The organism is Chryseobacterium sp. T20, assembly GCF_047345655.1.
Lineage (GTDB): Bacteria > Bacteroidota > Bacteroidia > Flavobacteriales > Weeksellaceae > Chryseobacterium.
On record NZ_JBLFDU010000001.1, the window covers coordinates 319,779 to 332,688 of the forward strand.

Here is a 12,910-nt window from a genome sequence, read left to right on the forward strand (position 1 = left end):
AGATAAGTTTAAAATCAAAAAATATATACATTTAATTATGAACAATACAGAAAAGATCATTTGGGAAATAGTAGAATTTCACCGGAATATCGAAAAATGGTTTCAGGGAAAAGCCGAAAATCAGGAAAGTCTTTATCAGGAGTTATTATCCGGATTTTCACAAGATTTTAAAATGATTAATGGAAACGGAGATACTGTTACCCTATCGATGCTTGGAGAATGGCTTCCCACCGTATTTGGGAAATTTCCGGAGCGAAACATTCAGGTGGAAAATATTGAAGTCAATCATTCTGACCATCACGGACTTGCGACCTATATTGAAACACAGGTCACTGGAGAAATCATAACTAAAAGAAAATCATCTGCAGTCTTTTTGCTCGATAAAGAAAAGGCGCTATGGCTTCATCTTATCGAAAAATGGATATAAACAATAACAGCCCTGATCATCTAAGAACGTCCAGGGCTGTCTATTTTTTGAAACAGCTATTTTCCTATTCGGACCAAGGAGAATGTAAAATACAGTCGCAGAAGTTTTTTCTTTCAAAATTCGGGATCATGAAGGCACAGACATCTGCTTTTATATTTCCGAAAGTAGTTTCTGTTTTATGCTCAAAACCACCGAAAAATGTAGGAATAATCTTCTTTTTGAAATCATTTCTCGGAAATGCTCTGATAATCTCTTCCCGATGTTCTGCACTCAGGTTTTCATATCCTTCTCCCATTACATCCAATCCTACTCCTGAATACATTAAAGCAACCTCATTTTCTTTATGTTCTGCAATTCCAATGGTGGTGTGAAGCGCAATAGTATCCCAAACCAACTGAAGTTTATCCTGAGCTATCCCATGGCCTTTCAAAAAATCTCTGGCTGCATTGGCTCCGTCTACCTCAAATCTCAGATCAGGGCTGCTGTAATGAGAAACAAGTCCCAGATCATGAAATACGGATGCCACGTACAATAATTCCGAGTCATGTGCTTTGTTTTCACGCTTAGCATTTAAGGAAGAAAATAAAAAAACACGCAGAGAGTGATTGTAGATAAATTCTGTTCCGTGTTCCAGGAGAAGTTCTGTGGCTTCGGTTGCAATTTTACTGTCCGGGATGATGATTCCCGCGACTTCTTTCATACGATGTACTGACATATCTTTATATAATTTTATCCAAAGATATCCTGATTACAAAGGCCTGGAAATAGCAATAAATACCGATGAGATGTCAAAATTTCCGTCGAAACTATACTCCGATATGAATGAACTTACTGCGATAATTTGCCGGAGATATTTCTGTATTTTTTTTAAAGAAATGACTAAACTGTTCCGATGTGCCGAAATGAAGCTGATAAGCAATCTCTTTTACAGAATGGGAACTGAACTGAAGAAGTCTTTTGGCTTCCGCGATAATCTGCCCGTTGATGATTTCTTTGGCACTTTTGTCAGAACACCTCTTACACAATTCGCTTAACCTTCTTGGCGTAATATTCAATCTCTCCGAATAATCATTCACTGCATGAAGGCTGTGATACTGACTGCTCAGTAATTCCATAAACTTGCGGTAAATGATATAATCCTGGCTGTCAAAAGTTTCTTCTTTTACCATTTTCACATTCGCCAGCTTGATCATTATAATTTTTAGGTAGGCAGCCAGAACATCCATCTGGTTGGTATAAGATTCCGTTTTATACTCCGTTAGTAAGCTTTTACATAAGCTTAAAAATTCATCTGTTTCGGTTTGATCCGGGATCAACTTTTGATTGGCCGCAGCATTATTAAACAGAACTGCCTTGCAATTGCTGGCACTGGAAGGAACTCTTTCCCAAAAACAGTCGCCAAAAGAAATATGATAGCCACAGACTTCAGAATCATTTTCAAATCTGCAGATCTGGCCTTTTGACAGTAAAAAAATTTCATGATCTGCAATATCAAAAGAATGCTCATCTATCGTCAGTACTCCTTTACCCTTTTCAATGATTACAATATGATGATAATTAAGCCTCACAAAATCCACTAAATACGGTAGATCATCTTCCAATCGTTTTACGGAAAAAGACTGGTCAATAACAGATTCTGATACAATTCCAGAGACTGGTTTCATAAAAGGAAATTTTTAATAAAGATAAAAAGTATTTTAAAATGCAAGATTAGGTAACAACCATGAGCCAGAACATGTCAAAAAACGCTTAAAAGATGTCAAAAATCCCTTAAAAAGAAATTAATTATGATTTCCTGAAGACTTTCATCTGACCCGCCATAATCGCCAGTAAAATCCCAAAACAGGCAAAAAGACCATATGAATATCTAAGATCAAAACTTTCCGCAATATATCCGATAAGAGGAGGGCCCATCAGAAATCCTAAAAACGATATGCTGGAAACAAATGATAAAGCAATACTTGGAGCCACTGTACTTACCTTTCCTACTGTGCTGTAAACGGACGGTACACTCAGGGAACTTCCAAGACCAATGATCATAAAAGCAATAATGCAGATCCACAGTTCTGGGAAGAAAACACTTAGAAAAAGTCCGCTGCTCATTAATATGCCACAACACTGCAGAACGATCTTTTTCCCATATTTTTCAATGATTTTATTCCCGATAAAACGACCTAAAGTCATCATTAAGATAAAACTTGTATATCCCAATATAACAAGGTTTTCAGGTGCTTTAACTATAGTCTGAAAATAAACCCCGCTCCAGTCGAACATCGCTCCTTCAATCGCCATACTCAGAAAACCTATAATCCCCAAACCAATTAGTGTAGGATTCACCGCTTTAAAAATTGAACGGGTCTGCGGTTCTGCTTTATGAATAATATTCGTCAGATTCTTTGTGCTGTACAACCAAAGTATACCCACCAGAATGAAAATGACAGCAAAATGGTAAAAAGTTCCTACATGGAGATTAATCATTAACAAACCTATGACTGCTCCTGTAAGCCCAGCAAAACACCAGGCGCCATGGTATGAAGAAAGAAGGGTTCTTTTCGTGATAGATTCTATTTCAATAGCCTGAGTATTGATAGCAATATTGCACATGTTTCCGGAAACTCCAAAGAAGAACAATACAACCCCTAACGTCCAGTATGAAGGAGATAAACCAATCAATAAGAGAAAAAAAGGATACAGCATAAAGCATCTTTTAATAATTCCGCTGCTTCCGTAGATACTGATCAGTTTTCCGGCCAGAACCATTGTTGAAAGCTGTCCTATCGGCATCAGAAGCAAAAGTGTTCCCAATTGGGCTTCATTAATGGAAAGGGCCGTTTTTATAATAGGAATCCGGCTCGCCCAGGAAGAAAAAACAAGCCCATGGGCAAAGAAAAGTAAAAAACAGGCTGTTGGCATTTTGGCATTAAAAGATTCTTTCTCGTTCATTATGACAGTTTGATAAAAATTCCGTTTGCAAATTTAGCCACGCTCATCCATTAAAATCTAGTTCATTTTTGTCATTTTTATGTTCCATTTTAACCAATAATGGAAATGCCAGCCTCATTATGGCGGAAAATCACTTTGTTTTTTGAATACAGATTTTTATTTTCAAGTCTGTTTAAACTTAACCACAAAAGTTTTATTTTCTAAACACCCTGGTACACTTTAGAAAGTTTAAGGAAATACCGTGTAATTAAGTTCACATAAGATGAAAATTTTTGATTTTCAACAAAACTTTAGGATACTTTTATACACAAAGCATCTAACTTTAAATAGTTTAAGTGTTTAAAAAGCTTTTGTGACTTTTGTGGTTTTATAACGTTTAAATAACTTTTTCATTAATTTCGTTGTATAAATAATGAGCCATGAAAGAAAAATGGATTGCTTATCCAACTATTTTGGAAGGAGAAACCGTTGAATTAATTCCTCTTGAAAAAGAACATTTTGAAGAATTATATGCTGCGGCTGCAGATAAAGAACTTTGGGAACTGATTCCTACCGATTGTTCAAAGGAAACCCAGTTTTATAAAACATATGAATTCGCTTTATCAGAAAGAGAAACAGGAAATCAATATCCTTTTGTCATCCGTCATAAAGAAACCCGAAAACTTATTGGCTCCACACGCTTTTTTGAAATTTACCCTGCAGACCGGAAACTGGAAATCGGATGGACCTGGATCACCAAAGAATTCTGGGGAACAGCCATCAACCTTGAGTGCAAACTACTGCTCCTCACCTTCTGTTTCGACATCCTGAAAACCAACAGAGTACAATTAAAAACAAAAGACAACAACTTCAGATCCAGAAAAGCCATCGAAAAAATCGGCGGTGTATTTGAAGGTATTTTACGTAAAGACAAAGTTCTCAACGATGGTACTACAAGAAATGCAGCTTATTACAGTATTTTGGATGATGAATGGACCACCGCAAAATGCAAAATTGAAGCTTTGATCAAAGAAAAGCAAAGTGTTGACTAAAAGTATACAATAAAAAAACACCCGATATTTGAACCGGGTGTTTTTTATCTAGTTGAAAGACTGTCTGTAACTCAGAGGTGTTTTATCGGTTTTCTTTTTAAACAGCTTATTGAAAGACTGCGGATGTTCAAATCCGAGAGCATAAGCTACTTCGGATACAGAAAAACCAGTGGTGGTAAGATATTCTTTAGCCTTCTCAATCAGCTTTTCATGAATATGCTGTTGAGCATTCAATCCTGTAAGATTCCGAAGCATATCACTCAGATAATGAGGCGACAGATTGAGTGTAGAGGCCAGGAATTCTACCGTAGGAAGCCCTTTATTTAAGGTTTCCTGCTGATTAAAATAGGTTTCCAGCACAACATCCATTTTGGTCAATAAATCATTATTAACGGCTTTTCTTGTGATAAACTGTCTTTTATAAAAACGGTTGCTGTAATTGAGAAGAACATCAATATAAGAAACAATAACGTCCTGGCTCACTTCATCAATAGCGGTATTCAGTTCATTTCCAATATTGTCCAGTAACCCTGTAATGGTTGTCTTTTCCTGATCCGATAAATGCAGTGCTTCATTCGTATCATAAGAAAAGAAGCCGAAGTTTTTGATATTCTTTGCCAAAGGATAACTTCTGATAAAATCCGGATGCACCAGCAAGGTATACCCACAGTATTCTACATTCTCATCAGTAGAAAGAACCTGTCCGGGAGCCGTGAACATCATTCCTCCTTCATTAAAATCATAATATCCCTGTCCATAGCCCATTTTTCCGTTGGTAGAATATTTATAAGAAATTTTATAAAAATTCAGGATAAAACTTCGCTTCAGCATATCCTTTTTGATACTCATTTTCGTGTTATCCACAAGGCTTACCAGGGGATGAAGCGGTTTAGGGAGCTGCAGCATGCTGTGCAGTTCTGATATGGATGAAATTTTCAAAGGAGCATTATCTTTCTTTTCCATGATATAAAATTATAAATTATTTGGTGGAAAAGGCAGCATAAAGAAGATTTACTTTATACTACCTTTAAAAAATCCGGATTAAAGGAACTGTTTTCCTAACTGGTCTCTGAATACTTCATCACCCAATTCTAGGCGCTGAGCATACAAAGCTTTGGCATCTTCTCCGGCTACATATCTCAGATTTCTTTTGCCATCAGTAGCTGCTTCATATACTACTTCTGCAATCTGTTCAGGAGTAGAAGCCACTTCCATCATTCCTCCCATTTTGGAAAATAACGATCCAATCATTTCTTCATAGGCAGGACTTGATGCAGAATCTAAGGAACGGCTTACAAAATCAGTCTTAATTCCTCCGGGAGAAACGGTTTTAATATCAATACCAAACTGATTCAGCTCAAAAGCCATACTTTCGCTCCAGCCTTCCAGTGCCCATTTTGTAGCATGGTAAATAGAGTTTAAAGGGAAAGCAATCAACCCACCAATGGAAGTAGTAGAAATAAACATTCCGTTGTTTTTCTCTCTGAAGTATGGGATGAAAGCCTGTGTTACACGGATAACGCCTAATAAATTGGTGTTTAGCTGTCTTGCAATCTGATCATCTTTTAACGCTTCCAATGGTCCCATAAGACCATACCCTGCATTATTAAAAACCACATCTACATCAGTCAGTTCCAAGGTTTGCTTTACTGTAGACTGTATTTGGTCAAAATTGGTTACATCAAGAGGAAGTACTGTTACGTTTTCCAAAGCCGCAAGATCAGCCGCTACTTCAGGGTTTCTCATGGTAGCGATTACTTTCCATCCTTTGTTTTGAAATAATTGGGCAGTTGCTTTTCCTAATCCTGTAGAAGCACCTGTTATAAAAATTGTTTTCATTTTTCTTGGTTTAAAATTACAGGACAAAGTTCTGCATTAGAAGAAACGCAGGAGTTGCCAAAATGGGGTAAGCTGTAGCCAAAACGGATGGAGGATAAAATAAAAAGTATTGAATCAAAAAAAATCCTTTAGCCGACAATGCAAACTAAAGGATTTCACTTCGGAAATATATATGGCGTATTTCCGGAATTAAAAATCAATATATAATAAACGTTTCTTTACATCGTCTCAGCTGTAACCTTCTTCATCTCATATCCTTCATAATCAAAAACCTCCTGCATAGACAATCCAAGTGCCCGGCTCACTCCTTCTCCGTAGAAAGGATCAGCCCTGTAACAGTTTCTGACATGGCGGATCTGTATAAACTTCTGAGCACCTCCCACTGCTTCTGCTGTGTTCTTAAATAAAACCGCTTTTTGCTGATCAGACATCAGCCTGAAAAGATTTCCCGGTTGAGAAAAATAATCATTATCTTCACGATGATCCCAATGTCCGGCATCACCATCAAGCTTTAAAGAAGGTTCGCTAAAATCATGCTGTTCCTGCCACTGACTAAAACTATTCGGTTCATATCCTAACGTACTTCCAAAATTTCCATCCGTTCTCATAGCACCATCGCGATGATAAGAATGATATGGACATTTAGGAGCATTAACAGGAATCTGATGATGATTAACCCCTAATCGGTACCGCTGAGTGTCTCCATACGAGAATAAACGCCCCTGAAGCATTTTGTCTGGTGAAAAACTGATACCCGGAACAATAGAAGCAGGATTAAAAGCAGCCTGTTCCACTTCTGCAAAATAATTAGCCGGATTTCTGTTCAGTTCAAGTTCTCCTACCGGAATAAGAGGATAATCTCCATGAGGCCATACTTTTGTTAAATCAAATGGATTGATAGGATAACTATTGGCGTCTTTTTCTTCCATGATCTGAACATACATTGTCCATTTAGGAAAATAACCTTCCTCAATGCTTTCGTACAAATCCTTCTGATGGCTTTCCCGGTCAGTTCCGATAATTGCCTTTGCCTCTTCGTTGCTCATATTCTGAATTCCCTGCTGTGTTTTAAAATGAAATTTAACCCAAAACCGGTTATTTTTATCATCAATAAAACTGAACGTATGGCTTCCAAAACCGTCCATATGGCGGTAAGATTTGGGAATACCACGGTCACTCATGGTAATGGTAACCTGATGAAGAGATTCCGGCAGTAAAGTCCAGAAATCCCAATTATTATCTGCACTTCTCATGTTGGTTCGGGGATCTCTTTTCACGGCATGATTTAAATCCGGAAACTTTAACGGATCACGAAGAAAGAAAACAGGCGTATTATTTCCGACAAGATCCCAATTGCCCTCTTCCGTATAGAATTTTATAGCAAAACCACGGATATCCCTTTCCGCATCGGCAGCTCCTCTTTCACCTGCTACTGTAGAAAAACGGACAAATAATGGTGTTTCCTTTCCAACAGAAGAAAAGAGATTTGCTTTTGTATATTGGGTAATATCATGGGTTACCCTGAAAGTACCATAAGCACCTGATCCTTTAGCATGCATTCTTCGTTCAGGAATGACTTCACGGTCAAAATGAGCCATTTTTTCTAAAAACCAGATATCCTGTAATAAAGCTGGACCACGAAGTCCTGCGGTTTGAATGTTCTGATTGTCTGATACCGGAGCTCCGGTTCGGTTTGTTAATTTATTTTCGTTCATGTTGTATAATTTATAATTCAAAATTATAGGATTCATACCATGGCAGAGTCATCCAGTTTATACAAAAGAAAGCAGTCCAAAAACTGATCAGCCCGAGCTATCGACCGCCTCTTCATTCATTTGTTTTTTGTAAGTTTGTCTCCATCTATTTTTATGGCAGAATATATTCTTGACAACATCAATATCAGTACACTTTCCGTATATGACCTGCTGAAACATACCTCAGACAGTACATTTATCGGAATCAGGGATTTTCGTGAGATTTATCCTGTGGCTATTGAAAACAATACAGGAATATTTACAAAACAATCTTCACTGCAGGATTTTCCGATGGTCAGTATCAGCAAAATCAACAGTTCATTACTCTGTTCCTGTACCTGTGACCACGAGAAAAACCAGCTTTGTACTCATCAGGCAGAGATTATTCACTGCATTATTGAAGATAAAAATTATCGATTGTTTTTTGATGAAACGCTACGCAAGAAAATATTTCTCCCTAAAGCCAGAGGATATGGTCTGGAAAACGAGCCGGATCTGGATCAGTATTTTGAATTGGAATACAAAGATGGCCAAATTGAAATATTGCCCAAAATCAAGGAAATGCTTCCTGTAGATGATGAAATGCTGACAAGAGATCTACTTCCTCAGCATCTTTCTAAACTGGATGAACTGGCAGTATTGGAATCGGGTAAAAAGCAAATATTGGTCATAGGTAAGCACCGTTATTACAATCATATGACCTTCTCTCTGATGGAGACAGAGATAACGCAGACAGGAAAAATCAAAAATCCGGTCACTCCCGTAGATGCCATGCAGCTGATATGGAAAGCAGAGAAACCGGCAGACATTAAATTTTATACTGCCATCACCTCTTTTCAGAATAATTACAATGAAGATTACAACCCGTCAGAACTGAAAGCTTTAAAGCTCATTGTACAGAATCCTCTGGAGCTGGAAGTCTATTATCATGGCCGGGAAATCGCAGAAACCATTTCTGCAAAGTCACTTTCTCATATTGAATTAAACACTTTAGATGCGGAGGTTCAATTATCTGTATTTAAGAAAGATCCATTTTTTGAAATCAGCGGAGAATTACTGTTTAATGATATTGCTCTTCCATTTAAAAATATTGTTCTAAGAAATGACTATTTTGTCTATAACCGTAACGTTTTCAGCTTTGTAGATGATCCGGACATGCTTAAAATCATCAGGCTTTTTAAGGCTAATAATGAAATTTTACTGGTTCATTCTTCGAAATATGAAGCATTTATGCAGAATACCCTCTCCTCTTTGGAAGAGCGTATTCATATTAATTACAGCTACATACAACCCGCAACAGAAGTACAACTTGAAGACAAGAATTATCAGACTGAAAAAGTCATTTATCTCCGTCAGCAGGAAAATTATATCGGAATTACTCCCGTCATGAAATACGGTGATGTAGAAGTTCCGGTGTATTCCAGAAAGCAGATTTTTGATACAGATCAGAATGGAAATCCGTTTAAAATAGAAAGAAATGAATCAGCCGAAGCCCGCTTTACTTCATTGGTGATGCAACAGCATCCTGATTTTGAAGAACAGATGGATGGCTATCAGTATTTTTACCTTCATAGGGATAAGTTCCTGGATAACAACTGGTTTCTTGAAGCATTTGAGACCTGGAGAAATGAAGGAATCATCATACTTGGTTTTAATGAATTAAAAAACAACAAATTAAATCCACATCGGGCTAAAATCAATATTCAAATCACCAGCGGACTGGATTGGTTTAATGCTCAATTAAAAGTAGGATTTGGGCCTAAAGAAGCTTCTTTAAAGCAGCTTCACCGTGCCATCCGGAACAAGAGCAAATTCGTCCAGCTGGATGATGGAAGCATGGGAATTCTCCCTGAAGAATGGATGGAAAAAATATCTGCTTATTTTCGGGCAGGAGAAATTGATGAGGAACTTTTAAAGATTCCAAAAATCAATTTCACAGAGGTTACCTCATTGTTTGAAAAAGAAATCCTGAGCCATGAGATTCAGGAAGAGCTTACTTCTTATTCTACGAAGTTTTCAAAAGTAAAAGACATTCCGGAAACAGCTATTCCTGCTGAACTGAATGCTGAGCTGAGAGATTACCAGCATGACGGACTGAACTGGCTTAATTTTCTTGACAACTTCAACTTCGGTGGATGTCTTGCAGATGATATGGGATTGGGAAAAACGATCCAGATCATTGCTTTTATTCTTTCACAGCGGGAAAAACGAGGCCATACCACCAATCTGATTGTGGTTCCTACTTCCCTGCTTTTCAACTGGCAGGAAGAGATGAGCAGATTTGCACCTTCTATAAAAGTTCTGCTTCATTATGGTGCAGACCGACCGAAAACAATAGCTCATATGCCTGACTATGAAGTGGTTCTTACTACGTATGGGATGCTTCTTTCAGACATTAAGTTTTTGAAAAATTTCAATTTCAATTATGTATTTCTGGATGAATCACAGGTGATTAAAAATCCTAATTCAGAAAGGTACAAAGCAGCACGTCTGCTTCAGTCTAGGAACAGGATTGTACTGACCGGAACTCCTGTTGAAAACAGCACTTTTGATCTTTACAGCCAGCTTTCTTTTGCCTGTCCCGGACTGTTGGGAAGCAAACAGTATTTTAAAGATATTTATGCCATTCCTATTGATAAATTTGAGTACAGCAAACGTGCTATAGAACTTCAGCAAAAGATAAAGCCATTTATCCTCAGAAGAACAAAGAAACAGGTTGCCAAAGAACTTCCGGATAAAACGGAAACAGTAATCTACTGTGAAATGAATACGGAACAGCGTAAGATCTACGATGCTTATGAAAAAGAACTTCGTGAATTTATTGCCGCCAATGACGATGATGATCTGAATAAAAACAGTATGCACGTTCTTACAGGCCTTACAAGGCTCAGACAGATCTGTAATTCCCCCATTCTGATGAAAGAGGGATATTCCGGTGAAAATGCTGTTAAAATCGAAATTCTGATGGAGCAAATCCTTGGAAAGTCAAAAGATCATAAAATTCTTGTTTTCTCACAATTTGTCGGAATGCTTGATTTGATCAAAACTGAGCTTGAACGCCATAACATTCAGTTTGAATATTTAACGGGTCAAACGAAAGACCGAGGTGAAAAAGTAGCTCATTTTCAGAACAATGATGAGATCCGTGTATTTCTGATTAGCTTAAAGGCCGGAGGCGTTGGGCTCAATCTTACCCAGGCAGATTATATTTACCTTGTAGATCCATGGTGGAATCCCGCCGCTGAAAACCAGGCTATTGACCGCAGTTACCGTATAGGACAGACCAAAAATGTAATTGCAGTAAGGATGATCTGCTCCAATACTGTGGAAGAAAAGATTCTTACCCTTCAGAAAAAGAAAAAAGAACTGGCTCAGAATCTGTTGACCACAGACGGAAAGAAGCTTCAGGGATTGTCTAAACAGGATTTGATGAATTTACTTGGATCTGATTCCTAATACAATAAATAAAAAACCGACAGGTAAAGGACCTGTCGATTAAAAAACAAAAATTGATATGGATATGATTTAGATATGATGTGTCTATTTTTTAATAATCTTTTCTGTAAAGAATTTCTGATTCTTAGTCTTAATTTTGATCATGTAAGTTCCCGGAACAAAATTGTCCATTGAAACTGTCATAGAATTCCCTTCCAGCATCTTTTGTCCGGACATATTGTAAATTTCGTATTTCTCCAATCCTTCTTTCATCTTGATTGTTACAGAATTTGCAGTAGGATTTGGATATATTGTAACAAGAGCTGATGCCTCTTTAGAAACTTCAATGGTTGAAAGACTCTCAGGCTGAATATTTAAAGTATAATCTTCTGCCTGACCGATAAACCAATCTGAAGGACATGGAAGATTCTTCAAAGCTCCCATCCATGAATTGGATTCATAGGCTTTTACCAGTCTGAAACGGGTTTCTCCCAACTGCGCTCCTGCCGGAATGGTGATATTACCTGTTGTAACCCCAGACTCATGACCGGAAACCGGATTGGAGTTATCCAGATAGCCAAGATTAAATTGCTCATCAGCATCAAACTGATTATTATGGTTAAAATCAATATAAGCATAAGCTGATACGGTAGTTTGACCATGTGTACCTCCTGTAACGCTTATAGGATAGCTATTTCCACGGTTCACATAGAACACTGTTGCTGTAAAGTTTTCAAGGACATCAGAATTCCCATCAAGAGCACTGTTTCTAACAACTCCGGCAAATTCTACTGTACTGATCTCACTCACGGTCAAACTTGTAATATTTTCAGTTCCACAGTAAGGAGACGGGAAACTCGCTGTATTTCCAATGATATTAACAGTATAATCTTCCGTCTGCCCTGCTCTTAAACTGCTGTCACAAGCTGAACTGATAGAATTCGGAGCAGCAGGATTTGAATAGGCCTGAACATTCGTATTTTTAAGAACTCTCATTCTTGTGCTTCCACTGGCTGCAGTAGCAGGAATCATGATGGTATTGCTAATGGTAAAAGCATTGGCAGGATTAGCCGCTTCAAGCCTTCCGATATAAAAAGTTTCTCCGGCATCATCAAAATTACCATTCTGATTAAAGTCTATAAAAACGACTACATCACTTGGAAATGTACTGGAAGGGCCTTTCACAGAGATTGGGTAAGAACTTCCCGACTGCAGATCTGTTGAGATTGCCGTAAAGTTCTCATAAATTTGAGCATTTGAGGACTGAACGGGTGATGAATTATTAATCGTTCCGAAAGTTACATTACTGATCATGTTGCTGTCAGCTCCATACTGAAAGGTTGGCATACAATATTGCAGCTGTGCATTCATCAGCGAGGCAAGTACAATACCAGAAAGAGTAGTTATTTTTTTCATTTTCTTTGTTAAATTTCTTGGGACAAATTTATATTTATTTAGAATGAATAAAAATAAGAATGTAA

Annotated in this window: 10 protein-coding genes; 3 read left to right on the plus strand and 7 right to left on the minus strand. The window is 37.6% G+C overall.

The genetic code is table 11. From position 1 onward, the window contains the following. The first annotated feature begins 37 nt into the window (after positions 1 to 37). Positions 38 to 427, plus strand: coding sequence for a hypothetical protein (locus tag ACMA47_RS01445; protein WP_413928369.1), 390 nt, complete (start codon positions 38 to 40; stop codon positions 425 to 427). Positions 428 to 491: 64 nt separating this feature from the next. Here the strand turns inward: ACMA47_RS01445 and ACMA47_RS01450 are convergent, their stop codons facing one another. The 3 genes from ACMA47_RS01450 to ACMA47_RS01460 all read right to left on the minus strand — a co-directional run bounded on the left by ACMA47_RS01450 (position 492) and on the right by ACMA47_RS01460 (position 3,370). Next, the gene (locus ACMA47_RS01450; protein ID WP_306596285.1) at positions 492 to 1,142 is read right to left on the minus strand and encodes an HD domain-containing protein; all 651 of its coding nucleotides are present in this window, start codon (positions 1,140 to 1,142) and stop codon (positions 492 to 494) included. Positions 1,143 to 1,233: 91 nt separating this feature from the next. Continuing rightward, complete coding sequence (locus ACMA47_RS01455; RefSeq protein ID WP_413928370.1) at positions 1,234 to 2,091, minus strand: AraC family transcriptional regulator; 858 nt, start codon at positions 2,089 to 2,091, stop codon at positions 1,234 to 1,236. Positions 2,092 to 2,212: 121 nt separating this feature from the next. Next, complete coding sequence (locus tag ACMA47_RS01460) at positions 2,213 to 3,370, minus strand: MFS transporter (protein WP_413928371.1); 1,158 nt, start codon at positions 3,368 to 3,370, stop codon at positions 2,213 to 2,215. A gap of 419 nt (positions 3,371 to 3,789) precedes the next feature. On the opposite strand from ACMA47_RS01460, the gene ACMA47_RS01465 reads away from it, so the two are divergent. Next, positions 3,790 to 4,401, plus strand: a complete 612-nt coding sequence (locus ACMA47_RS01465) for a GNAT family N-acetyltransferase (protein ID WP_413928372.1) — start codon at positions 3,790 to 3,792, stop codon at positions 4,399 to 4,401. A gap of 48 nt (positions 4,402 to 4,449) precedes the next feature. Here ACMA47_RS01465 and ACMA47_RS01470 read toward each other — a convergent pair whose 3' ends face one another. From ACMA47_RS01470 to ACMA47_RS01480, 3 genes are all read right to left on the minus strand, one after another. After that, positions 4,450 to 5,364 (minus strand): helix-turn-helix domain-containing protein, encoded by a 915-nt coding sequence (locus ACMA47_RS01470; RefSeq protein ID WP_413928373.1) that lies wholly within the window; start codon positions 5,362 to 5,364, stop codon positions 4,450 to 4,452. Positions 5,365 to 5,442: 78 nt separating this feature from the next. Beyond that, positions 5,443 to 6,240, minus strand: coding sequence for an SDR family oxidoreductase (locus tag ACMA47_RS01475; protein WP_413928374.1), 798 nt, complete (start codon positions 6,238 to 6,240; stop codon positions 5,443 to 5,445). Between the two features lie 218 nt (positions 6,241 to 6,458). Next, on the minus strand, positions 6,459 to 7,955 hold the full coding sequence (locus ACMA47_RS01480) for a catalase (RefSeq protein WP_413928375.1): 1,497 nt from the start codon (positions 7,953 to 7,955) through the stop codon (positions 6,459 to 6,461). A 153-nt stretch (positions 7,956 to 8,108) separates the two neighbouring features. Between ACMA47_RS01480 and ACMA47_RS01485 the strand changes: the two genes are divergently transcribed. Then, on the plus strand, positions 8,109 to 11,450 hold the full coding sequence (locus ACMA47_RS01485) for a DEAD/DEAH box helicase (protein WP_413928376.1): 3,342 nt from the start codon (positions 8,109 to 8,111) through the stop codon (positions 11,448 to 11,450). A gap of 84 nt (positions 11,451 to 11,534) precedes the next feature. Here ACMA47_RS01485 and ACMA47_RS01490 read toward each other — a convergent pair whose 3' ends face one another. After that, positions 11,535 to 12,845: a T9SS type A sorting domain-containing protein gene (locus ACMA47_RS01490; RefSeq protein WP_413928377.1), complete on the minus strand. Its 1,311-nt coding sequence runs from the start codon at positions 12,843 to 12,845 to the stop codon at positions 11,535 to 11,537. Between the last annotated feature and the right edge of the window lie 65 nt (positions 12,846 to 12,910).

Excerpts from the sequence above, each read along its gene's own strand:
- ACMA47_RS01445 (WP_413928369.1), top strand. The coding sequence starts at position 38 with ATGAACAATACAGAAAAGATCATTTGGGAAATAGTAGAATTTCACCGG.
- ACMA47_RS01450 (WP_306596285.1), bottom strand. The coding sequence starts at position 1,142 with ATGTCAGTACATCGTATGAAAGAAGTCGCGGGAATCATCATCCCGGAC.
- ACMA47_RS01455 (WP_413928370.1), bottom strand. The coding sequence starts at position 2,091 with ATGAAACCAGTCTCTGGAATTGTATCAGAATCTGTTATTGACCAGTCT.
- ACMA47_RS01460 (WP_413928371.1), bottom strand. The coding sequence starts at position 3,370 with ATGAACGAGAAAGAATCTTTTAATGCCAAAATGCCAACAGCCTGTTTT.
- ACMA47_RS01465 (WP_413928372.1), top strand. The coding sequence starts at position 3,790 with ATGAAAGAAAAATGGATTGCTTATCCAACTATTTTGGAAGGAGAAACC.
- ACMA47_RS01470 (WP_413928373.1), bottom strand. The coding sequence starts at position 5,364 with ATGGAAAAGAAAGATAATGCTCCTTTGAAAATTTCATCCATATCAGAA.
- ACMA47_RS01475 (WP_413928374.1), bottom strand. The coding sequence starts at position 6,240 with ATGAAAACAATTTTTATAACAGGTGCTTCTACAGGATTAGGAAAAGCA.
- ACMA47_RS01480 (WP_413928375.1), bottom strand. The coding sequence starts at position 7,955 with ATGAACGAAAATAAATTAACAAACCGAACCGGAGCTCCGGTATCAGAC.
- ACMA47_RS01485 (WP_413928376.1), top strand. The coding sequence starts at position 8,109 with ATGGCAGAATATATTCTTGACAACATCAATATCAGTACACTTTCCGTA.
- ACMA47_RS01490 (WP_413928377.1), bottom strand. The coding sequence starts at position 12,845 with ATGAAAAAAATAACTACTCTTTCTGGTATTGTACTTGCCTCGCTGATG.